Here is a 21,025-nt window from a genome sequence, read left to right on the forward strand (position 1 = left end):
CGAAGATAGCCCGTACCTCGCCGCACGCGCCGCTACGGCGCTACAGCTTCAGCGGGATCGCCTTCAGCGTCTGGATGCGGAGGCCAGTAGTCTTCGCGAGCGCGGTCACGCTCGAGGCGGCATGGCGTCGCGCGGCATCGATGATGATGGCGGCGCAGGCTTCGGCGTCGGCGAGTGCGTTGTGGTGCGAGAACTCGCCGAACCCGGCGGCAGCGGCCGCGAGGGGCAAACGGTGCGAGGGGATGTCATAGGTTTTTCGGGACACCTGAACGCTGCAGAGGTAGCGCAGCTTCGGCACCGGGGTGATGGTCTCGGCGCAGGCGCCGCGGATCACGCCCATGTCGAACCCGGCGTTGTGCGCGACGGCGACGTCGGCGCCGATGAAGTCGCGCAGCTGCTGCAGCTGGTCGCCCCACTCCGGTGCGTCGGTAACCATCGCGGGCGTGATGCCGTGGATCCGGATGTTCATCGACAGAAACTCGCCGTGGGTCGCCGGGGGCCGGATCAGCCACTCCGCCCGTTCGACGACGGCACCGCCCCGCACCCGGACGAGCCCGACGGCGCAGGCGGATGAGGAGTGGCTGTTCGCGGTCTCGAAATCGATCGCGGTGAAGTCGACGGGCACTCGTCAAGACTGACATACCCCACTGACACGTACCCGAAGAAGGGGGCCGAGACCGCCACGGCGATCCCGACCCCTTCGGTCAGCCGGCTGCTGAACCCTGTCAGCGCATCAGTGCTCCACCGGTGGCTCTGCGCCGAATCCGGTGAGCTCGCGTACTTCCATCTCGGCGGCGAGGGCGCGGGACTCCTTGGCGCGGGACGTCACCGACCCGAGCCACCCGAGGAAGAAGCCGATCGGGATCGAGACGATACCGGGGTTCGACAGCGGGAAGAGCGCGAAGTCTGCGGTCGGGATCATCGAGGTCTCGCTGCCGGAGACGACCGGCGAGAACGCGATGAGCACGAGCGCGGAGATGAGCCCGCCCAGCATCGACCACACGGCGCCGCGGGTCGTGAACCTCGACCAGAACAGCGAGAAGAGGATCGTCGGCAGGTTCGCGCTCGCCGCAACCGCGAAGGCGAGTGCGACGAGGAACGCGACGTTCTGACCCTGTGCCCCGATGCCGCCGAGGATCGCCGCCGCGCCGATCACGAGGGTCGTGATCTTCGCGACGCGGACCTCCTGCTTGGCGGAGGCGGTGCCCTTCTTGATGACGCTGTTGTAGATGTCGTGCGCGAAAGACGCCGACGCCGTGATCGTGAGCCCCGCGACAACCGCGAGGATCGTGGCGAACGCGACGGCGGAGATGAAGCCGAGCAGCAGCGGCCCGCCCAGTTCGAACGCGAGCATCGGGGCGGCCGAGTTCTGTCCGCCCGGCGCGTTCGCGATGGCGTCGGGGCCGACGAGGGCGCCAGCACCGAAGCCGAGGACGAGCGTGAACAGGTAGAAGATGCCGATGAGCCAGATCGCCCACACGACCGAGCGACGGGCTTCCTTCGCGGTCGGCACAGTGTAGAACCGCATGAGCACGTGGGGCAGGCCGGCGGTGCCGAGGACGAGCGCGAGCGCGAGCGACACGAAGTCGAGCGGGTTCGCTCCGTACTGGAGGCCGGGGGCGAGGACGTCGAGGCCGTTCTCGTTGAGCTCTGCCGCCCGACCGAGCAGTGCGGAGAAGTTGAACCCGAACATCGCGAGGGTCCACACCGTCATGACGGCGACGCCGCCGATGAGCAGCACGGCCTTGATGATCTGCACCCAGGTGGTTCCCTTCATGCCGCCGATCATCACGTAGATGATCATGACGACCCCCACGACGACGATCACGAGCGACTGGCCGAGAGCGTTGTCGAGCCCCAGGAGGAGCGAGACGAGCGCACCGGCGCCCGCCATCTGCGCGAGCAGATAGAAGAACGAGACGGCGAGTGTCGTCGTGGCGGCGGCCATGCGCACGGGCTTCTGCTTGAGTCGGAACGACAGCACGTCGGCCATGGTGAACTTGGCCGTGTTGCGCATGAGTTCGGCGACGAGCAGCAGCGCGACGAGCCACGCGACCAGAAAGCCGATCGAGTAGAGGAAGCCGTCGTACCCGTTCATCGCGATGGCGCCGCAGATGCCGAGGAACGATGCCGCCGACAGGTAGTCACCGGCGATCGCGAGGCCGTTCTGCCTGCCGGTGAATGATCGACCGCCGGCGTAGTAGTCGGCTGCGGTCCGGTTGTTGCGGCTGGCGCGGATCACGATCACCATCGTCACCGCGACGAACGCGAGGAAGATCGAGATGTTCAGGATCGGGTTGTTATCTTCCATCAGCGATCGCCCCCCTGCGCTGCGTTCCCGGCTCGTTCCTCCAGATCAGCGCGGATGTCGACGCTCAGCGGGTCGAGGCGCTTGTTCGCGAACCTCACGTAGATCATGGTGATCGCGAAGGTCGTGACGAACTGGCCGAGGCCCAGGATGATGCCGAGGTTCACGTTGCCGAACACCGGTGTCGCCATGAAATCGTGGGCGTAGGCGGCGAGCAGCACGTAGGTGATGAACCATACGAAGAATGCGACGGATACGGGGAACACGAAGCGGCGGAATCGACGCTTCAACTCGATGAACTCGGGGGACTCCTGCACGCTGATGTAATCGATCGGCGGTGCGGCGTCGTTGTCTGGGCCCGGTGGGTGCTCGTCTGGCATACGACCTCCTCGTCGTGAATCACGGATCAGGCGCGTGCACCGCTGCACACGCCTCAAGGAGGGCGATGGGCTCCAGTGCCTCGCGCCGGTATGGCTGTTTCACCGTATCGGCATTGTTGTTGCTGATGCAACGATCGGCGGCGCACGGGGTCCGGGACGCGCGCCGATGTAGAATTGACGCCCGTGGCTCTTACTATCGGAATCGTCGGACTCCCGAACGTCGGCAAGTCGACCCTTTTCAACGCGCTGACGCGCAATCAGGTGCTGGCGGCGAACTACCCGTTCGCGACCATCGAGCCGAACATCGGGGTCGTGAACCTTCCCGACTCGCGGCTCGACAAGCTGGCCGAGATCTTCGGGTCGGAGCGGATCCTGCCGGCGCCCGTGAGCTTCGTCGACATCGCGGGCATCGTCCGCGGCGCGAGCGAGGGTGAGGGGCTCGGCAACCAGTTCCTTGCGAACATCCGCGAGGCGGACGCGATCGCGCAGGTGGTCCGCGGGTTCGAGGATCCGGATGTCGTCCACGTCGACGGCGACGTCAACCCGGCGAGCGATATGGAGACGATCAACACCGAGCTGATCATCGCCGACCTGCAGACCATCGACAAGGCGCTGGTGCGCTACGAGAAAGAGCTCAAATCGAAGAAGATCGATCCGTCGGTGGTCGCTACCGCGAAGGCGGCTCAGGAGGCGCTCAACGACGGGAAGCTGATCTCGCTCACGGACATCGATCTCGAGCCCATCAAGGAGCTCGGTCTACTCACGGCGAAGCCGTTCCTCTACGTGTTCAACGTCGACGAGGCGGTCCTGCAGGATCGGGCGAAGCTGGACGAGCTGGCCGCCCTCGTGGCGCCCGCCAAGGCGATCTTCCTCGACGCGAAGATCGAGAGCGAGCTCATCGAGCTCGACCCGGAGGATGCCGCTGAGATGCTCGCCTCGACCGGCCAGGAGGAGAGCGGCCTCGACCAGCTCGCCCGTATCGGCTTCGAGACGCTCGGACTGCAGACGTATCTGACGGCGGGACCGAAGGAGGCGCGCGCCTGGACGATCGCCCGCGGTGCGACGGCTCCGCAGGCCGCCGGCGCGATTCACACCGACTTCGAGAAGGGCTTCATCAAGGGCGAGATCATCTCCTTCGAGGATCTCGTCGAGGCCGGTTCGGTCGCCGAAGCGCGATCGAAGGGCAAGGCCCGCATGGAGGGCAAGGATTACATCATGCAGGACGGCGACGTCTGCGAGTGGCGGTTCAACGTCTAGTCGCGTTCCGCTTCAACTTGTGTTGGTAAGAGCAGTGGTGCTGGTCGGCTTGTAGTCGTACGTCACCCACCATGCTATGGTTATTGACATCATGATCAGCCCGTTGCCGCAAGGCGCGGGCTGATTTTCTTTTGGCAGGAGATGTGAGCTTGGAGTACACGAAGGAGTGGCTACCGCTCGAAGGGCAAGTCGATCGGCTCATCGCAAGAGGGCTTGAGGTCGAGGACCACGCGCGTGCCATCGCAACGCTTGAAGCGATCGGATACTACCGACTGACTGGCTATCTTTACTCCTTTTTGGAATCTGAGCAGTATTTCGATGAAGAGGGCCGCGAGTGCACTCGAGTGCTGGGCCGATACCGTCCTGGTACAGCACTGCATCACGCTGAGGCAATCATTGATTTTGATCGGCAACTCAGGCTTTTGGTATTGGAGGGAGTCGAACGCATTGAGGTTGCTGTCCGCATGCGTACCGGCTATATTCTCGGGCGTAGCTCAGCATTTGCGCATGAGGAGATAGCTTGCTTCGACGATTCATTTACGCGTCCGGTCACCGATAGCCGCGAGCCTCGGCCGAGCAAGCATGTTCAATGGCTCGAGCGCGTCAAAATACGCAGGGATAGCTCAGACGAGCAGTTCGTCGCCCATTTTCGTGACAAGTATGACGACCGCATGCCTGTCTGGGCGCTTACTGAGCTCTTGGAGTTGGGGCACCTGTCGACCCTTTACCGCGGCATGCTGCAGAAAGACGCTGAAGAGCTCGCGGCGGAGTTCGGCGTGCCGAGGAAAAAGATGATGACAAGCTGGCTTGCCAGCCTGAACTATGTTCGAAATGTCGCGGCCCATCATGCGCGGCTTTTCAACAGGAAACTCCAGCACGCACCGTCGCGCCCCACGACGGGAACGATACAGGAACTGAACCATCTCAGCGCACCTGGAGCCCCTAAAGCGGATTTTGGTACGTACAACGCGCTCGCGATCATTGCGTACCTCCTCAAATCAATCGACCTGGAACCGAGCTGGGCCCGGAACCTCACGGACCTCTTTCGTGCCTTCCCGAAGTCGCACGCGCTGACACTTCAATCGATGGGCGTCCCCGAGGGCTGGGAGGTGCTTGAGCTTTGGCGAGACTGATTCATGAACTCGTTGAATACCGCTGAAGGGCGCATTATGAGCACTGAGTATGGACCCCAGGTGGTGCGCGAAGCTTACGAATCTCGCGCGATCGAGTACACGAAAGCCCTCGGAACTATCGAAACAATGTCTCCGGTGGATCTAGCAGCGATAGAAAGATGGTCCCGTGGCATTGGCGGTCGCATTGTTGACGCTGGTTGCGGTCCAGGGCACTGGACTGCGCATCTGCGTAATCTCGGTGCCGACATCGAGGGTATCGATATGGTGCCAGCTTTTATCGAGGGTGCTCGGAGGTGCTTTCCCGGAACCACGTTCCGTCTGGGGAAACTGGATGCTCTCCCAGTACAGGCAGCCAGCCTAGCCGGAATCCTCGCCTGGTATTCCGTGATTCATGTGTCTCCGGAGCTGCTACCCGCAACCATTCAAGAGTTTGTCCGATGTCTTGAGCCTGGAGGAAGTCTGCTCCTTGGATTCTTCGAAGGGCCACAGGTTGAGTCGTTCGATCATGCCATCACCACTGCCTATTTCTGGCCCGTGAATGAGCTGAGTCGATTTCTTGTGGGTGCTGGTTTCGAAGTCATAGACGTGCAGATGCGAACCGACCCTGGTGTTCGACCTCATGCCGTGATAGCTGCACAGCTTGCCGATTGATCTGAATTCTTCAACACGTTTGCTATCTGGGGGCACTCCTGCGAGTGGCGGTTCAACGTCTAGAACGTTGATTTCACGCGCTTCGTGAGTCGTGCAATTGGCGCTCATCGCGCTGTGCCTCCGAACCGTTCGCATGATGGATATCATGAGTGCTCTCACTCAGGAGGTGATGTTCATGTCGTCCATCATCGTGCGGGGCCTTGATGAATCGGTCAAGAACCAATTAGTCGCGCGGGCGAAACGTCATGGCCAGTCGATGGAGGCCGAAGTACGCGACATCCTCACCCAAGCAGCGCAGCGTCCGAACATCGGGGTTGCGCTGATGCGAGCGGCACAAGGTGCCGGTGGAATCGACGATCTTCCAGTTCCCGAGCGCAACGACTTCGCTCGTCGACCCGTGGACGCACTGAGCACACGAATCAGCAGCTTTCGCCGAGAGCTCCCGTCCTCGAATTCCTGGGGATAGCTCGCAACCGTGTGCAGGGACCGTGGCGCTCTCCAACAGCCCCTGGGCCCATCGTTGGAGCAGAAGGAGAATGCCCCTCGACGAGCTTGAGCTTCGCCTGTGTTTTTGATCGAGATCGACCAGGTCGCCGTGGCCCGCACTGATCTGCGCCCGGTTTGCACGAAGGGCCCGGAGGCGACGTCTCGGAATACCATCGACCTCGAGTCATCACTCCGGGGAACACTCGTGTGGAGACGACCGCGGGAGGCCTCGCACAGGCCTTTTTCGCACCCATACTTGCCGGATTCTCGCGGGCGAGGCTTGCGGGCAGCTCGAAGCTCTGCGCGAGCAACGCTGGCGCCTCACCCCACCGGGTCGCGGAGGATCGTCCGGAGGTCGGCCTGGGGTGTCTCGGGTCCGAACGCATCGAGGTGGATTTCGTGGTGCGGGCCACGGCGACGGAGGCCGCGCGAGGCCGCGAACGCTCCGAGGCGTGCCAGTGTGGCGTGCTCGTCTGCGAATGGGCCGTGGTGCATGACCTGGACGACTTCTTGCTCCGGCTGGTGCAGGATGGTGATCTCGTCGGTGGGGCGCGCCGGATCCGCGATGCGTTCGACGGCCGCAGCGAGCTGGGCGTCGTCTGTCGCGTCGGGGGCGAGCGCCAGCACCCGATAGTGCAGCGACGGGATCGGGTTCGTGAGGTAGAAGTCGGCGATCTCGACCGGTGCCGCATCCTCGGGGTACCAGTACTGGAGCTCGACGACCGGCGCGGTCGCACTGGGTGAGAGCTCAGTCGCCAGCTGCGTGATGAGCCTTTTCTTGCGGTAGAACTCCTCGGTGCCCGGCGCTCCCAAACCCGCTACGGCGACGTACGTGGCCGCGGGCACGCTGACCTGTTCCGGGGTGTCCGATGCGCTGAGGTGCGCGGACTCGCTCGGCGCCGTGCGCGCGATCGTGGATGCGAGGCCCGCCCGGATCCGGCCCATCGTCTCGGGGAACGCTTCGGTTATGTCGATCCCGAGCCGGTCGGCGATGACGAAGACCCACCACATCGATTCGGAGAGCTTGTGCTCGAGCTCTGCCCGCGGGTCGCCGTCGATCTGCCAGGTGCCTTCTTCTGCGAGCAGGAGTCGCCCGATCTGACCGACGTCGTTGGCGAATCCGATCTGCAACTGGTGGGTCGACCAGGTCTTGCCGTTGAACCGCTGCTCGAGGGTCTCGTACATCGCGCGGACCGCGAGTGCTTCGTCTCTGGCGGTGGAGAGGGCGGCATCAACTGCGGGCATGTGGGGTCTCCCAGGTGTGGTGGTGGCGTCTTGGGTGGGTCAGTGAGTGGGAATTGCGGTGGCGGCACGTCGGGCGATGGCGACCAGAGCGTCGCGAGGCGTCCCGTCCGCGGCGCGGATCGCGAAGCCGCTCGAGAGCGCCAGGAGGAGCCCGGCGAGCTCGTCTGGGTCGGCGTCCTCAGGGACGTCGCCCTCGGCGATACCGCGGCGGAATCGTTCTGCGAAGCGCTCATGAATCTCGACACGGTTGCGGGCCAGCACCGCGAATTCGTCCGACCCCTCGGGAGTGGCCGCGGCCTGGACCGAGAGGCAGCCAGCGGGACGCCCCGGCATCGTGACCGCTCGGGCGTTCCCGACGAGAAACGCCTCGGCGAACGCTCGGGTGCTCGGCTGCGCGAGTGCTTCGGTGACGTACCCCATGTTGCGCTCGATGTACCGGCGCAGGGCGGCCTGGAAGAGCTGCGACTTATCGCCGAAGGCGGCGTAGATGCTTGGCTTGTTGATACCCATGGCCGCCGCGAGGTCGGTGAGGCTCGCGCTCTTGAATCCCTGCGCCCAGAAGACATCGACCGCCGCATCGAGTGCGCGATCGGTGTCGAACGCTCGGGGTCTCCCCACTCCAGCCATCGCGATCCTCTCGTGTTCGGTATTTCTGTAATGCACAGTACAGAAAGAATGGGCCGATGTCCACCGAAGACCCCCGCCCGCCCGGAGGTCGCCGACCGTGAGCCGCACGAGTGCGTAGACTCCTCCGAGACGCGGAACCGAGGGAGTGGGATGAAACAGGGATCATCGAGCGTGGACACTGCAGCGCAGGTGAGGGGTCCAGGCTGGCCAGAGATCCTCGCCGGGGGAGCCGCCTATGTCGCCTCCATCGGCCTGGTTGTGCTGCTGCTCCCGCTCATCTCGGAGCCGGTCGTGCAGGGGAACGTGGCACTCCTCGTCTCGGGGCTCATGGGGATCATCGCGCTCGCGGTAGCCGTGCTGATCAGGATCCGGGGCCTTGAGCCGTTCGGCTTCCGCCGGGCGCGACCCCTGCACCTGGGCGTCGGTGCCGGACTCGGTGTGCTCGCCTACGGTCTCGGTATCGTCGCCGCGCTGGTCTATACCGCGCTGACCGGGCAGGCGGAGAACGTGCAGGAGGGTTATCAGGCCGCGGCCGCCGGCGGCTGGCTCTCACTCGCCCTCGCGATCGTCGCCGGTGCGCTGATCACGCCGCTAGGGGAGGAGGGCTTCTTCCGAGGCGTGCTCGCGAATGCGCTGCTGGCGCGCTACGGGGCGTGGGTCGGTGTGCTGGTAAGCGCCGCGGTCTTCGCCGTTGCGCACGGGATCAACCCGATCCTTCCGGTGGCGTTCGTCGTCGGCGTGATGACGGCGCTGCTCTTCCGATGGTCGGGGTCGATCTGGCCGGGGGTCGTACTCCACGGCGTCAACAACGCCGTCGCTCTGATCATCCCGCTGATGGTGGGCGTCGCCGACGCGTAGCGTCGACGCATCCGGATTTCACGGCAGACTGAACCCATGCCTTTCGCCGACGAACTCATCGGGCGCGATGTCGCCCTCCAGTTGAGACAGTCCCTCCGCGCGGTCGCTCCCGCAGCGGAGTTCGGTGCGCTCGCGCTCGCCGCCGATGGGCTGGCGGACCTGTCCCTCAGGGAGCGGGCGGACCTGCTGCGCGACGCGATCCTCGCCGACGTGCCTGGCGACTTCGCGGTGCTCGCGCGAACGGTGCGCGCCGCTCAGGATCGCGATCCCGAGTTCACGGGGTGGATGATCTGGCCGGTGACGAGCGCGGTCGCCACGCGGGGCATCGGCGAGGGAACGGACGCTTTCGACGATGCCATGGAGCTGCTCTCGGAGTTGACCGGGCGCCTCACCGCAGAGTTCGCGATTCGCATCCTGCTGCGACACGATCTGGATCGTGCACTCGCGACGATGCTCGCGTGGACCGGGTCACCCGATGAGCACGTGCGTCGCCTCGCGAGCGAGGGGGCGCGTCCGTACTTGCCGTGGGCGGTCAGGGTGCCGGAGATCCTCGCACGACCGGGGGTGACGATACAGATCCTCGATGCGCTGTACCTGGACGACAGCGAGTACGTGCGCCGATCCGTCGCGAATCATCTGAACGACCTCAGCCGGGACCATGCCGATCTCGTCGTCGAGACGGCCCGGCGATGGATCGGTGACGGGGTCGCGAGCACCCCGGCGCTGGTGCGGCACGCACTCCGCACGCTCGTGAAGCGCCGGGATCCCGGCGCGCTCGCAGTGCTCGGCTTCGCTCCGGCGAACATCGCAGTCGATGGTCCGCATCTCGATCGCACCGCCGTGGAGTGGAGCGGTGAGGTGCGGTTCTCCGCGGTGCTCCGCAACGACGGCTCGGAGGCGGCGAGGATCGCGGTCGACTACGTGGTGCACCACCGTCGTGCCAACGGGAGGCTCGCCGCCAAGGTCTTCAAGCTGACGATCGCGGAACTCGCACCTGGTGAGGAGATCCGGGTCGAGCGGACACACTCGTTCCGGCCCATCACGACCCGGAGGTACTATCCCGGGGAGCACGGGATCGCACTTCAGATCAATGGAACCGCGACCCCGCTCGTCGCCTTCGAGCTGCAGCCCGAGTGATCTCCCGTGGTCGCGTTCAGGCGGACGAGGCCCGAGTCTCAGCCAGCGTCCGTTCGAGCAGCTCGCGCAGCACATCTCGATCGATTCCGCTGAGGCGGGTGAAGTAGAGGCAGGCCGTGCTGGCACGGTGCGTTCCGAGCCTCTCGAGCAGGTCGGGCCACTTCTCGGCGAAGTCGCTGACGAGGTAGACGGTGTGCTTCGACGCGCCAGGCGCGAAGGCGAGCAGGGGCATGCGCCCGCCGTGCCCGCTCTCGTAACGGTACTCGACTTCTCCGAACCCGATGATGCGGCCCGCCCACACCACTGGGCGCTCTCCCGTGAGGTCGCCAAACAGTGCGAGCAGGTCGTCGACTTCGGGGCGTCGGGGCCCGCGGGCGCGATCCAGGACCTCCGAGACGGGAGTGCCGGTGGGAGACATGGCGGGTGCTGATGCTGACACGGGATGCTCCGTTCAGTCGCGCGTCGCGCGATTCCAGAGATGGTGGGTGAGGCCGCTCGCCGTGCTCACAGATTCGACGTCGAAGCGGGACTCGAGTCCGGCGAGGTGGTCCCAGACCCTCACGCCCGTGCCGAGTACCACCGGAATGGTGATGAAGTGGAGAAAGTCGACCAGGTCGGCCTGCAGGAACTCGCTGATCGACGAAGGCCCGCCCCCGAGGCGGACGTCCTGGCCATCGGCGGCCTCTCGCGCTTGCCGCAGTGCCTCTTCCGGCGTCGCGTCGATGAAGTGGAAGCTCGTCCCGTTCTCGAACGAGACCGAGGGGCGCGGGTAGTGGGTGAGCACGAACACGGGTGTCTCGAACGGCGGTGCGTCACCCCACCAGCCGTTCCAGCCGTCCTCCGGCCACTCGCCGGTTTGAGGGCCGAACTTCTTGCGCCCCATGATCTCGGCTCCGATGCCCTGCCCCCACATGCTGAACAGGGCCCGGTCCACCGTGACCGGTGCGGCGGCCCCGTGGACTCCGTGGATCACGCGTCCGTCGAATCGGGAGAAGAGGGCCGCTGCATCGCCGATCGGCTTCTCGAAGGTGACGTGATCTCCTGCGGCGTAGCCGTCGGTTGAGACGAAGAGGTTGTGAACGCGCGTCCGTGACATCCGGGCTCCTGACTGCGAGGGGGTGAGGATCATTGTCTCTCGACTTCATCGGTTGCGCACCTGCTGATCGGTCGTCGATGTGCTCTGGGAGAATGTACTGATGATCCACCTGGAGACCCGTATTGCGGCTCCGCGAGAGGCATGTTTCGCATTGAATCTGTCGGTCGACGCCCACACCTCGTCGATGGGGAGCTCCCGAGAGCGCGCTATCGCGGGTGTCACGGCGGGACAGATGCGTCAGGGAGACACGGTCACCTGGCGCGCCACCCACTTCGGGGTGCCCTGGCGGTTGACTTCCCTGATCTCGGAGTGCGAGGCACCGCATCGATTCGTCGACGAGCAGGTTGAGGGGCCGTTCGCGCACTGGCGGCACGAGCATCACTTCGAGGAGCGCGGATCAGTGACCGTGATGCGGGACATCATCGACTTCGCCGCCCCGTGGGGCCCGCTCGGGCGCCTGGCAGACAGGCTCGTCCTGGACCGCTATATGCGGTCCCTCATCGTAGAGCGCAACGCCTGGCTCAAGACGGAGCTGGAGCAGACCACGCCTCCCGGTCCACTGCGAAATCGAGGTGCGGCATCGTGACACCGCGGTAGTGCTTCTCGAAGCGCCCGCGCACCGTCATGCCGAGCCTGATCGCCACGTTCATCGACGCGATGTTGGTGTCGCGCACGTGCGCGTGCACCGCGTCCACTTCGAGGTGCGCGAACCCGTGCGCGACGCTGGCCCGTGCCGCTTCCGTGGCGAGACCGCGACCCCAGACGGCGCGGTTGAAGATGTAACCGACCTCGACGACCGTGCCCTCAGGGGTGGTCTGGCGCGTCAGCCCGCACTGGCCGACGAGGTCGCCGGACGCTCGGTCGATCGCAGCCCAGAGCCCGATCCCGTCGGTGCGGTACCGATCGAGCATGCGTGCGAGCCACTCGTCGACGGCGTGGTCGTCGAATGCGCCCTCGTACGCGGTCATCGTCGTTTCGTCTTGCAGGATGCCGCACAGCGCCTGCCGGTCGACGAACGTCAGTTCGCGCAACTGCAGGCGCGGCGTCTCCAGGATGACGCTCACGCGGTGCCGTCCGAGGAGGTCTGCGCTGCAGACCGATGACCGGCCGCCCGAGGCACTCGAGGCTGACCGAGCGCGGCGAGTTGTTCAACGACGGGCATGTGCGCGGCGGGCACGGCGGCGACGCGGTGCAGGGTCACGAAGAGGGCGAGCATGATCAGACCGCTGAGCAGCTTGTCCAGCACCGACGAGATGATGTTCGAGGTGAACACGGCGGCGGCGAGGTGGACGCCGCTGTCCTCGAGCGACCCGGTGAAGAGATCGGACAGGTGACCGTGCTTGCCCTCCGAGAGGGCGATGAGGATCGGCGTGACGAGCGTCGTGCACGCGAGCGCGACGAGGAGATTCAGTGCGAGGTAGCGCGACAGCGTCGCCCCCATGCGCCAGCTGCGGACGCCGTAGCCCCAGACGAGGGCACCGGTGGTGCTCACGAGCAGAAATGGGAGTTCGGCCGGATCGCCGAGGCTGCGAACGTCCGCCGCCTGAGCGGCCACCGCGACGAGCACGCCGTACCAGGGGCCGAGGGCGATCGCGGCGAGTCCGGTGCCGACCATGTCGAGGTAGACCTGAAGCGCGAGGGCGCGTTGCGCTGCCAGGCCGAGCACGTTCAGCAGGACGCACCCGACGACGATCACGACCGTGAGGCCGGGCGAGATCCGTTGCGGAGCGAACCGCGCGGGCGCGAAGGATTCCGGCAGCGATGCGATCTGGGGTTCCGGGGCCGGTGGGGCCGAGGTGCGGGACGCCTTGCGGCTGCGGTCGACCCAGGTGTCGGCCACCTCACGGCTCTCCCCGAGTGCGAACACGACGTCGCGGAGCAGGTCGGCATCGATGCGGACGCGACCCTCGCGGAAGAGGTTGTACACGGTCGACCTGGCGGGGATCGCTGCGGCCGGTCTGACGCCGCGTGCGAGCCGGAGTTCACCGACTCGGCGCCCGAGCTCGGCGTACGACGGGGACCCCGCCGCCGCCCGGAGCTCTCTCAGGTCGGTGACGATGCGGTCCACACTTTCCGGTGCGGCGGCTTCCGGTGCGGCACGGTCGGCCGGGATCGAGTGCGGCATCAGTGATCCTTCATCGAGACGCAAGCTGCACGACGTGTGCATGATAGCGACCACGATACACAGGACTTCCGGCATCAGCGGATGGGGCGCATACTGATCCCGTACGCTGCACCGTCGAAGGAGACGCTCATGACCACGTCGCTCGCCACCTATATCGCCCTCCCCGGGACCACCGCCGAAGCGATGGAGCACTGGCATGAAATATTCGGGGGCGAACTCGAGATCCTGCGCTACGGCGACATGGATCTGCAGGGGATGCCGTTCACGCCCGATCCGCAGGGCGTCGCTCACTCGACCCTGATGCTGCCGAGTGGCGGCATCATCGCCGGCGGCGACGCGATGGACAGCGAGAACGACTATCCCGTGCGCGGTACGGCGTACTCGCTCCTCTTCACGACGGAGACCCCCGAAGAGGCGAGAGGCTTCATCCGCAGGCTCCTCGATGGAGGGGGAACCGAGGGTATGCCGTTCGAGCGGGCGCCGTGGGGAGACTGGTACGGGCAGGTCTTCGACCGGTACGGGGTGATGTGGGCGTTCTCGTCGACAGGTGACTGATGACACCGGGTGCGCCTCCACCGCTGAAGCGGCTCAGGCGGCTAGGTTGGAGACGTGGCTGATCGTCTCTCGCACCCCATCCACTCCGTCGCAGTCGGGCGCGGAGACGGTGACGCGCGCCGCATCGTCTTCCTGCACGGGCTCTTCGGCCGCGGCAAGAACTTCACGAGGATCGCCGCGGGTCTCGAACCCGACGCGCAGAGCCTCCTCGTCGACCTGCCGAATCACGGGCAATCGGGCTGGACCGAGCACATCGACTACCGGGAGATCGCCGACGACGTCGCGGCGCATCTGCGCGAGGATTTCGCGGCGAATGGCCCCGTAGACGTCGTCGGCCACTCCATGGGAGGCAAGGTGGCGATGGTTCTCGCTCTGCGCCACCCCGACCTGGTGCGCCGGCTCGTGGTTATCGACATCTCGCCGGTCGAGGCGGTACGGGCACGCGGGGAGTTCCAGCACCTGCTCGACTCCCTGGCGACGGTCGACCTCGACGCCATCGAGCGGCGCACCGACGCCGGGAAGCAGCTGCGCGAGCCGATCCCCGACGACACCGTGCGCGGATTCCTGCTGCAGAACCTGAAACGCGAGGACGACGGCTTCCGCTGGGAGCCGAATCTGCACCTCCTTCGAGCCGAACTCGAGACCGTGATGGGGTTCCCCGACATGAGCGGTGCCTCATACCGGGGGCCGGTGCTGTGGATCGCGGGAGAACGCTCCGGATACGTGACGCGAGACGACGAACCCGCGATGCGCGCGCTCTTCCCGCGCACCGTCCGAATGACCGTGCACGGCGCCGGTCACTGGGTGCACGCCGAGAAGCCCGAGGAAGTGATCGCGGCCCTGCGCTCATTCCTGCTCGCCGGCTGACGGTCGAACGTTCAGTCGCCTCAGTCGCCGGTGTCGGCGAGGCACAGGCAGAACGGGTGCCCGGCCGGATCGAGATACACGACGAAGCCGCCGTTCTCGCTGGGCTGACGCGCGTGCCTGGTGCCTCCCGCCGCGATGACGCGAGGTTCGGCCTCGGCGATCGAGGCGACGTAAAAGTCGAGGTGCGCCTGCTGCGGGACGTCACCGTCGGGCCACTCGGGCGCCCGATACTCCTCCACCCGCTGGCAGGCGATGTGGTAGCCGAGGTCTCCCGACGCCGGGCGCACGTCGACCCACTCCGCATCGGCATCGGTGGCGTCCACCTCCCAGCCGAGCAGCGTGGCGTAGAACTCGGCAAGCGCCACGGCGTCGGGGCAGTCGAGGGCGAACACGGTGTGCTGGGTCTGAATGGAACCGCTCATACGCAAGCAGTGTAGGTGGCGTCCGGCCCCGGCGAAAGGGGTGCGCGGACTCAGCGGCGGCAGCGCGATCGGAGTTACAGTGGCGGCATGACTGACACCGACGGCATCATCCTCGCCGACGGCGGCATCGAGACCGCCCTCGCCGATCGGCTCGGCCAGGACCTCCCCGAGTTCGCGGCGTTCGTGCTGCTCGACTCGGAAGAGGGGCGGAGCGCCCTCCGTGAGTATTACCGGCCGTTCGTGGACATCGCCCGTGCGCAGGGCAGATCTCTCGTGCTGGACACCCCGACGTGGCGGGCCAGCGCCGACTGGGGCGACCGGCTCGGCTACGACGCCGCTGCGCTCGCCGCCGCGAACCGCGAGGCGGTTGCGCTCGTCAGGGGCCTCGTCGAACGCGAGGTCGACGACTTCACGGTGACGGTCAACGGGTGCGTCGGTCCGCGCACCGACGACGCGAACGGCGGCATGACGCGGGAGGAGGCCGAGGCCTACCATCGGCCGCAGATCGCAGCGCTCGCCGCGGCCGGAGCGGATCGGATCACCGCGGTGACCGCCTCAGGCGCCGATGAAGCGATCGGGATCGTCCGCGCTGCCCGCTCGGAGGGCGCCCCGGTCGCGGTGTCCTTCGGTCTCGGTCCCGACGGGCGGCTCCTCGACGGCCGCACCCTTGCTGCAGGCATCGCGGCCGTGGATGCCGCTACCGATGCCGCCGCCGAGATGTTCATGGTGAACTGCGCGCACCCCGCTGAAGTCGGCGCGAGTATCGCGGACGAGGCGGAGCTCGCCAGGGTCGTCGGCCTGCGTCTGAACGCCGCGCACCACGGCGACGACGGACCGGGTGATGCCCCTGAGCAGTTCGCGGCTGCCGTGTGGGCGCTGTGCGAACGATTGCCCGCAGTGCGGATCCTCGGCGGATGCTGCGGTACCGACGCTCCCCACATCGAGGCCATCGCCCGCCTCGCCGGTGAGATCGCCCCGGGGGCTCCGCTGCGCGACCTCCTCCTCGAGCAGTTCGACTGGCACTGGGGGTTCCAGATTTGCGACCGTCTCGCGGGACTCTCGGATGCGGAGTACTTCTGGGAACCGGTCGCGGACTGCTGGAGCGTGCGGCCGCGCGGCACGAGTGATGCAGCTGTGCAGGCAGGCTCGGGGGATATGATCATCGAGTTCGCGTTTCCTGAGCCGGAGCCGGTCCCCGTGACCACGATCGCGTGGCGGCTCGGCCACATCATCGTGGGCGTGCTGGCGATGCGCAGCGCCTCTCACTTCGACCGCGACCCCGTCGACTACGAGTCGTTCGCCTACGCGGGGACTGCTGAGGAGGCGCTCCGTCAGCTGGATGACGAACTCTCCCGCTGGCGCACGGGAATCCTCTCGCTCAGCGACGCGGATCTCGCACGACCGTGCGGTCCGGCCGAGGGGCGCTACGCGGACAGGTCGTTCGCGACGCTGATCCTGCACATCAATCGTGAGCTCATCCATCACTTCTCGGAGATCAGCCTGCTCAGAGACCTGTACCTCCGGGAGGGCTGAGGCGCCTGGCGGAAACACTCGGAATGGGTCGCTATGCTGACCCCGTGACCACGAAGCAACTCCCCGAGGTCGATGGCTCAGCATCGCGCAAGCGTAACCCGCACCTGCTCCCCTGGATCGTGACGGGGCTCGTGGTGATCGTGGCGCTGGTGGCCTCCATGGTGGTCGTGAACATCGCGCGTTCCAGCAGCTCCGGAACCGAAACCCCCGCCCCGACGCAGCCCACCCAGAGTGCATCTGCGACAGCGGACGCCGACGGCGACGAGGATCCTGCGGAAGAGACTGAGAACCCCGACGAGCCTCCCTCGGTGGAGGTCGGATCCACGTTCGACCTGCCGATCCAGAATTGGGGAGTGACGGCGCAGGTCTCCTCGAAGTTCGGCAATCAGGTGCGCTACACCTTCGAGGGTGACAACCTCATTCTGAGCTCCGAGGTCATCGACTCGCTGCCCGACGCCTGCGCGGAGATGCGGCAGCAGTGGGGCATCCAGAAGAGCGGCGATTCCTACTCGGTGCTGAAACCGGCGGAGCGCTGCAGCGAGGCTCCCGAGCTGTACGACGAGATCTGGGGGCTCACCGCCGCCGCGGTGGACTCGATCCAGTAGTCAGCCAGCTTCTGCTCACTCCGTCGCCGGTGCTCCGAACAGTTCGGGCCACCAGGCCACGGCGAAGGCGTAGCCGACGAAGCTGACGATGTCGAGGATCCAGTGCGCCACGACGAGGGGGAGCACACGCCCGAAGCGGTGGTAGCACCAGCCGAAGACGACCCCCATGATCACGTTGCCGATGAAGCCCCCGAAGCCCTGGTAGAGGTGGTAGCTGCCGCGAAGGACCGCGCTGATACCGATGACCGCCCAGGGACGGAACCCGAGCCGCCTGAGCCGGTCGAAGAGGTAGGCGACGACGATGAACTCCTCGCCGAGCGCGGCTCGGAGTGCCTGCAGTATGAGCACGGGGACGGTCCACCAGTACGCGTCGATGGCGGCGGGCACCACGGTGGTGTTGATGCCGATGCCCTTGGCGAACAGGTAGAACGCGAGGCCGGGGATGCCGATCGCCGCCGCGAGCAGGAATCCGCCACCGATCTCTGGTGCCCACCACCGACGCCGTGCCCCGGGGAGGCGACCGAACCCGAGGCCGCCGAGGTGCGGCCTCGACGTGCGCCAGAGGAGAAAGATCACCAGCGCGACGGGTGCGAGGCCGAATGCGAACCCCAGGAGCTGATAGATCAGATCGAAGAGCGGACGGTCGGCAAGCGTGCGATTGATCGTCGCGGCCTGGTCGGAGAGCGCCGTGTCGCGGGTCACGCGCTCGATGATCTGCACGATCGCGTAGATGCCAGACGCGCCGAACGACAGTGCGAGCACGATCGCGAGCTCCCAGCGGAGGCGCACGTTCGAGCCGTCGAACGAGCTGCGGTCACCGGTGTGCACGAGGTCAGCGTAGCGCGCGGAGACTTCGGCTCGCTGTGCCTTTCGTCACAGTATTCCTGCGCCGCACCCGCATATTTCTCTGATTCCCGCAATTCGGTAAAGAATTCTCTACCTGACTTGCTGTCAGACAGGTTTCGTCGTTAACCTGGCGGAGCTTATTGCCTGTGATGGGGTTCGCCAGTGTCGGGAGCTTCGTCGTGTCTCTGGAGAAATCAATGAAGAAAACTCTGCTGGGAACTGCTGTACTCGGAGCCGGTGCGCTCCTCCTCACCGCCTGCTCTGGCGGTGGCGCGGGTGGTGACGGCGGATCCGGGGGCGCGATCACCGTGGGCACCACCGAGGTTGTGACCTCGCTCGACCCGGCTGGCGCCTATGACAATGGTTCATTCGCCGTGATGACGAACGTCTACCCGTTCCTCATGAACAACCCCGTCGACGACTCCGAGGTCGCCCCCGATATCGCCGAGTCGGCTGAGTTCACGGCGCCGACGGAGTACACCGTGACGCTGAAGGAGGGACTCACCTTCGCGAACGGCAACGACCTCACGAGCTCGGACGTGAAGTTCACCTTCGACCGCCTCGTCACGATCAGCGACCCGAACGGCCCGCAGGATCTCCTCGCGAACCTCGACAGCATCGAGACTCCCGACGACACGACGGTGGTCTTCAAGCTGAAGTCGGAGGACGACCAGACGTTCCCGCAGGTCCTCTCGAGCCCCGCAGGCCCGATCGTCGATGAGGACGTCTTCCCCGCCGACGCGGTCGCCGATGACGCCGCGATCGTCGAGGGCAAGCCCTTCGCGGGCCCGTACTCGCTCGACAGCTTCGACAAGGGCAACCTCGCCGCGTTCACGGCGAACGAGAACTATCAGGGCCTCTGGGGCGCCCCTGAAACCGACACCGTCAACGTGAAGTACTTCGCGAACGAGTCGAACCTCAGCCAGGCGATCGAGACGCAGGGTGTCGATGTCGCGTTCCGCAGCCTCTCGGCAACCGATGTCGAGAAGTTCGAGGGCACCGACGGTCTGAACGTCGTCAAGGGGCCGGGCGGCGAGATTCGCTACATCGTGTTCAACTTCGACACGATGCCGTACGGCGCGCAGACCGACGACGCCGATGCCGAGAAGGCGAAGGCCGTGCGACAGGCCGCTGCCGACCTCATCGATCGCGAGAAGCTCTCGGAGCAGGTCTTCAAGGGCACCTACTCGCCGCTCTACGGGCACGTGCCCGAGGGGCTGTCGGGCGCCGGCGATCCGCTGATGGGGCTGTACGGCGACGAGGCCGGCGGCCCCGACGCCGCGAAGGCGGCTCAGCGCCTCGAGGACGCTGGCGTCGAAACCCCCGTCTCCCTGCAGCTCCAGTACGCCGGCGAGCGCTACGGCGCCGCCTCGGCAGAGGAGTACGCGCAGATCAAGGCGCAGCTCGAGACCGACGGGCTCTTCGCCGTCGACGTGCAGTCCACTGAGTGGACGCAGTACTCCAAGGATCGTGTCGAGGATCTCTACCCGGCGTACCAGCTCGGCTGGTTCCCCGACTATTCGGACGCCGACAACTACCTCACGCCGTTCTTCCTGGAGGGCGGGTTCCTGGAGAACCACTACAACAACGACGAGGTCAACGACCTGCTGCGCGAGCAGCTCGTCACGACCGACGCCGATGAGCGCGCCACGAAGATCGAGGAGGTGCAGGAGGTGCTCGCCGAGGATCTCTCGACCCTCCCGATGCTGCAGGGCGAGCAGGTCGCGGTCGCGGTCGACGGAGTCGACGGGGTCACGCTCGACGCGTCGTTCAAGTTCCGCTTCGGGACGCTGACGAAGTAACGGGAGTCCCAGCACTCCATGGTCATCACCGACACCTCACTCACCGCCCCGCGTGCTAAAACGCGGGGCGGTGGTGGGCTCGGGCGCTACATTCTGTGGCGCGCCCTGCTCATCATTCCCACGATCTTCATCCTCGTGACGATGGTCTTCGTCCTCATGCGCTCGATCGGCGACCCGATCACCGCTTCGGTGGGCGATCGGCTTCCGCCGGCACAGCTGGCGGAGCGGATCGCAGCCGCCGGATACGACCGGCCAGTTATCGTGCAGTACCTCGAGTATCTCGGCAACGTGTTCCGGGGCGACTTCGGCACCACGATCAGCGACAACCGCGCCGTCACCGAGGTGCTGCTCACCTTCGGCACCGCGACGTTCGAACTCGTGGTCTACACGCTCATCGTCGCGCTGCTGGTCGGCATTCCGCTCGGCATGCTCGCGGCCTATTACCGTGACCGCGGCCCCGACGCCGTGCTGCGAGTCTTCGCGATCTTCACCTACGCCACTCCGGTCTTCTTCTCCGGCCTCATCATGAAGCTCATCTTCGGCATCTGGCTGGGGTGGCTGCCGGTGTCGGGGCGCGCGTCCGTCGCGACCGAACTTCAGCTGCAGCTCGTGCAGAACCCGAGCGGCATCTACCTCATCGACGCGATCCGCACGGGGAACTCGACGAACGTCATCGACGTCCTCTCCCACGCCGTGCTGCCCGCGCTCACTCTCGGCCTCATGACCGCGGGCGTCTTCCTGCGGCTCGTGCGCACGAACATGATCGGCACCATCGGCCGGGAGTACGTGGACTCGGGCCGCTCGCGCGGCGTGCGCGAGTTCCGCCTCGTCACGAAGCACGCCTATCGGCCGGCGCTGATCCCGATCATCACGGTCATCGGCATGCAGATCGCGCTGCTCCTCGCGGGCGCCGTGCTCACCGAGACTACGTTCGAGTGGAAGGGGCTCGGGTTCCAGCTCGCGCAGTACCTCAGCGCGCGCGACTTCGTCGCGGTGCAGGGCATCGTGGCGCTCCTCGCGGTGATCGTCGCCGTCAGCAACTTCGTCGTCGACGTGCTCGCCGCCGTCATCGACCCGAGAGTGAGGTACTGA

At 66.1% G+C, this 21,025-nt stretch carries 24 protein-coding genes; 13 read left to right on the top strand and 11 right to left on the bottom strand.

The annotated features are described in order from the left end of the window. Positions 1-40: 40 nt before the first annotated feature. From K8P10_RS02565 to K8P10_RS02575, 3 genes are all read right to left on the bottom strand, one after another. Complete coding sequence (locus tag K8P10_RS02565) at positions 41-625, bottom strand: 3'-5' exonuclease (protein WP_224780241.1); 585 nt, start codon at positions 623-625, stop codon at positions 41-43. A gap of 108 nt (positions 626-733) precedes the next feature. Further along, the gene (locus tag K8P10_RS02570; protein ID WP_224780242.1) at positions 734-2,311 is read right to left on the bottom strand and encodes a cation acetate symporter; all 1,578 of its coding nucleotides are present in this window, start codon (positions 2,309-2,311) and stop codon (positions 734-736) included. Then, complete coding sequence (locus K8P10_RS02575) at positions 2,311-2,688, bottom strand: DUF485 domain-containing protein (RefSeq protein ID WP_224780243.1); 378 nt, start codon at positions 2,686-2,688, stop codon at positions 2,311-2,313. The genes K8P10_RS02570 and K8P10_RS02575 overlap by 1 nt, the downstream gene beginning before the upstream one ends. Before the next feature lie 183 nt (positions 2,689-2,871). Between K8P10_RS02575 and ychF the strand changes: the two genes are divergently transcribed. The 4 genes from ychF to K8P10_RS02595 all read left to right on the top strand — a co-directional run bounded on the left by ychF (position 2,872) and on the right by K8P10_RS02595 (position 6,195). Continuing rightward, entirely contained in the window at positions 2,872-3,945 is a 1,074-nt protein-coding gene (ychF, locus tag K8P10_RS02580) for a redox-regulated ATPase YchF (RefSeq protein ID WP_224780244.1), read from the top strand. Between the two features lie 143 nt (positions 3,946-4,088). Next, a complete protein-coding gene (locus tag K8P10_RS02585; protein ID WP_224780245.1) occupies positions 4,089-5,078 on the top strand; it encodes an Abi family protein in 990 nt (329 codons plus the stop codon). A gap of 3 nt (positions 5,079-5,081) precedes the next feature. Beyond that, the gene (locus K8P10_RS02590; protein WP_224780246.1) at positions 5,082-5,729 is read left to right on the top strand and encodes a trans-aconitate 2-methyltransferase; all 648 of its coding nucleotides are present in this window, start codon (positions 5,082-5,084) and stop codon (positions 5,727-5,729) included. Between the two features lie 145 nt (positions 5,730-5,874). Continuing rightward, complete coding sequence (locus K8P10_RS02595) at positions 5,875-6,195, top strand: hypothetical protein (RefSeq protein WP_224780247.1); 321 nt, start codon at positions 5,875-5,877, stop codon at positions 6,193-6,195. A 341-nt stretch (positions 6,196-6,536) separates the two neighbouring features. On the opposite strand, the gene K8P10_RS02600 is transcribed toward K8P10_RS02595, so the two are convergent. Together K8P10_RS02600 and K8P10_RS02605 are read right to left on the bottom strand one after the other, a co-directional pair. Further along, positions 6,537-7,460: a GyrI-like domain-containing protein gene (locus tag K8P10_RS02600; protein WP_224780248.1), complete on the bottom strand. Its 924-nt coding sequence runs from the start codon at positions 7,458-7,460 to the stop codon at positions 6,537-6,539. Positions 7,461-7,499: 39 nt separating this feature from the next. After that, the gene (locus tag K8P10_RS02605; protein ID WP_224780249.1) at positions 7,500-8,087 is read right to left on the bottom strand and encodes a TetR/AcrR family transcriptional regulator; all 588 of its coding nucleotides are present in this window, start codon (positions 8,085-8,087) and stop codon (positions 7,500-7,502) included. Between the two features lie 150 nt (positions 8,088-8,237). Between K8P10_RS02605 and K8P10_RS02610 the strand changes: the two genes are divergently transcribed. Both K8P10_RS02610 and K8P10_RS02615 read left to right on the top strand, forming a co-directional pair. Continuing rightward, the gene (locus tag K8P10_RS02610) at positions 8,238-8,945 is read left to right on the top strand and encodes a CPBP family intramembrane glutamic endopeptidase (protein ID WP_224780250.1); all 708 of its coding nucleotides are present in this window, start codon (positions 8,238-8,240) and stop codon (positions 8,943-8,945) included. A gap of 36 nt (positions 8,946-8,981) precedes the next feature. After that, a complete protein-coding gene (locus K8P10_RS02615) occupies positions 8,982-10,082 on the top strand; it encodes a DNA alkylation repair protein (protein WP_224780251.1) in 1,101 nt (366 codons plus the stop codon). Between the two features lie 16 nt (positions 10,083-10,098). Here the strand turns inward: K8P10_RS02615 and K8P10_RS02620 are convergent, their stop codons facing one another. Together K8P10_RS02620 and K8P10_RS02625 are read right to left on the bottom strand one after the other, a co-directional pair. Further along, the gene (locus tag K8P10_RS02620; RefSeq protein WP_224780252.1) at positions 10,099-10,521 is read right to left on the bottom strand and encodes a DUF1801 domain-containing protein; all 423 of its coding nucleotides are present in this window, start codon (positions 10,519-10,521) and stop codon (positions 10,099-10,101) included. A gap of 12 nt (positions 10,522-10,533) precedes the next feature. Further along, entirely contained in the window at positions 10,534-11,178 is a 645-nt protein-coding gene (locus K8P10_RS02625; RefSeq protein ID WP_224780253.1) for a dihydrofolate reductase family protein, read from the bottom strand. Positions 11,179-11,278: 100 nt separating this feature from the next. Here K8P10_RS02625 and K8P10_RS02630 point away from each other — a divergent pair, with 100 nt between their 5' ends. Then, positions 11,279-11,764 carry an SRPBCC family protein gene (locus tag K8P10_RS02630; RefSeq protein WP_224780254.1) on the top strand — a complete coding sequence of 162 codons (486 nt, stop codon included), beginning with the start codon at positions 11,279-11,281 and terminating at the stop codon, positions 11,762-11,764. On the opposite strand, the gene K8P10_RS02635 is transcribed toward K8P10_RS02630, so the two are convergent. After that, positions 11,700-12,242, bottom strand: coding sequence for a GNAT family N-acetyltransferase (locus K8P10_RS02635; protein WP_224780255.1), 543 nt, complete (start codon positions 12,240-12,242; stop codon positions 11,700-11,702). The genes K8P10_RS02630 and K8P10_RS02635 overlap by 65 nt on opposite strands. Then, entirely contained in the window at positions 12,239-13,303 is a 1,065-nt protein-coding gene (locus K8P10_RS02640; RefSeq protein ID WP_224780256.1) for a hypothetical protein, read from the bottom strand. Before K8P10_RS02640 ends, K8P10_RS02635 begins: the two co-directional genes overlap by 4 nt. Positions 13,304-13,432: 129 nt before the next feature. Between K8P10_RS02640 and K8P10_RS02645 the strand changes: the two genes are divergently transcribed. Together K8P10_RS02645 and K8P10_RS02650 are read left to right on the top strand one after the other, a co-directional pair. Then, a complete protein-coding gene (locus K8P10_RS02645; protein ID WP_224780257.1) occupies positions 13,433-13,858 on the top strand; it encodes a VOC family protein in 426 nt (141 codons plus the stop codon). 54 nt (positions 13,859-13,912) lie between these two features. After that, entirely contained in the window at positions 13,913-14,725 is an 813-nt protein-coding gene (locus K8P10_RS02650; protein ID WP_224780258.1) for an alpha/beta fold hydrolase, read from the top strand. Between the two features lie 20 nt (positions 14,726-14,745). Here the strand turns inward: K8P10_RS02650 and K8P10_RS02655 are convergent, their stop codons facing one another. Further along, positions 14,746-15,147, bottom strand: coding sequence for a VOC family protein (locus K8P10_RS02655; protein ID WP_224780259.1), 402 nt, complete (start codon positions 15,145-15,147; stop codon positions 14,746-14,748). A gap of 87 nt (positions 15,148-15,234) precedes the next feature. Between K8P10_RS02655 and K8P10_RS15440 the strand changes: the two genes are divergently transcribed. Both K8P10_RS15440 and K8P10_RS02670 read left to right on the top strand, forming a co-directional pair. After that, the gene (locus tag K8P10_RS15440) at positions 15,235-16,680 is read left to right on the top strand and encodes a homocysteine S-methyltransferase family protein (protein ID WP_370631943.1); all 1,446 of its coding nucleotides are present in this window, start codon (positions 15,235-15,237) and stop codon (positions 16,678-16,680) included. 44 nt (positions 16,681-16,724) lie between these two features. Next, positions 16,725-17,285 (top strand): hypothetical protein, encoded by a 561-nt coding sequence (locus K8P10_RS02670; RefSeq protein WP_224780260.1) that lies wholly within the window; start codon positions 16,725-16,727, stop codon positions 17,283-17,285. A gap of 15 nt (positions 17,286-17,300) precedes the next feature. Here K8P10_RS02670 and K8P10_RS02675 read toward each other — a convergent pair whose 3' ends face one another. Then, a complete protein-coding gene (locus K8P10_RS02675) occupies positions 17,301-18,113 on the bottom strand; it encodes a CPBP family intramembrane glutamic endopeptidase (protein WP_224780261.1) in 813 nt (270 codons plus the stop codon). Positions 18,114-18,328: 215 nt separating this feature from the next. Between K8P10_RS02675 and K8P10_RS02680 the strand changes: the two genes are divergently transcribed. Beyond that, positions 18,329-19,933, top strand: a complete 1,605-nt coding sequence (locus K8P10_RS02680) for an ABC transporter substrate-binding protein (protein ID WP_224780262.1) — start codon at positions 18,329-18,331, stop codon at positions 19,931-19,933. Between the two features lie 18 nt (positions 19,934-19,951). Next, positions 19,952-21,025: an ABC transporter permease gene (locus K8P10_RS02685; protein ID WP_224780263.1), complete on the top strand. Its 1,074-nt coding sequence runs from the start codon at positions 19,952-19,954 to the stop codon at positions 21,023-21,025.

The sequence above is a fragment of the Leucobacter sp. Psy1 genome, assembly GCF_020096995.1.
Taxonomy (GTDB): Bacteria; Actinomycetota; Actinomycetes; order Actinomycetales; family Microbacteriaceae; genus Leucobacter.

Coding starts and splice junctions, on each gene's coding strand:
- K8P10_RS02570 (WP_224780242.1), bottom strand. CDS start 2,311: ATGGAAGATAACAACCCGATCCTGAACATCTCGATCTTCCTCGCGTTC.
- K8P10_RS02575 (WP_224780243.1), bottom strand. CDS start 2,688: ATGCCAGACGAGCACCCACCGGGCCCAGACAACGACGCCGCACCGCCG.
- K8P10_RS02590 (WP_224780246.1), top strand. CDS start 5,082: ATGAACTCGTTGAATACCGCTGAAGGGCGCATTATGAGCACTGAGTAT.
- K8P10_RS02595 (WP_224780247.1), top strand. CDS start 5,875: ATGAGTGCTCTCACTCAGGAGGTGATGTTCATGTCGTCCATCATCGTG.
- K8P10_RS02600 (WP_224780248.1), bottom strand. CDS start 7,460: ATGCCCGCAGTTGATGCCGCCCTCTCCACCGCCAGAGACGAAGCACTC.
- K8P10_RS02605 (WP_224780249.1), bottom strand. CDS start 8,087: ATGGCTGGAGTGGGGAGACCCCGAGCGTTCGACACCGATCGCGCACTC.
- K8P10_RS02610 (WP_224780250.1), top strand. CDS start 8,238: ATGAAACAGGGATCATCGAGCGTGGACACTGCAGCGCAGGTGAGGGGT.
- K8P10_RS02615 (WP_224780251.1), top strand. CDS start 8,982: ATGCCTTTCGCCGACGAACTCATCGGGCGCGATGTCGCCCTCCAGTTG.
- K8P10_RS02625 (WP_224780253.1), bottom strand. CDS start 11,178: ATGTCACGGACGCGCGTTCACAACCTCTTCGTCTCAACCGACGGCTAC.
- K8P10_RS02630 (WP_224780254.1), top strand. CDS start 11,279: ATGATCCACCTGGAGACCCGTATTGCGGCTCCGCGAGAGGCATGTTTC.
- K8P10_RS02640 (WP_224780256.1), bottom strand. CDS start 13,303: ATGCCGCACTCGATCCCGGCCGACCGTGCCGCACCGGAAGCCGCCGCA.
- K8P10_RS02645 (WP_224780257.1), top strand. CDS start 13,433: ATGACCACGTCGCTCGCCACCTATATCGCCCTCCCCGGGACCACCGCC.
- K8P10_RS02655 (WP_224780259.1), bottom strand. CDS start 15,147: ATGAGCGGTTCCATTCAGACCCAGCACACCGTGTTCGCCCTCGACTGC.
- K8P10_RS15440 (WP_370631943.1), top strand. CDS start 15,235: ATGACTGACACCGACGGCATCATCCTCGCCGACGGCGGCATCGAGACC.
- K8P10_RS02680 (WP_224780262.1), top strand. CDS start 18,329: ATGAAGAAAACTCTGCTGGGAACTGCTGTACTCGGAGCCGGTGCGCTC.
- K8P10_RS02685 (WP_224780263.1), top strand. CDS start 19,952: ATGGTCATCACCGACACCTCACTCACCGCCCCGCGTGCTAAAACGCGG.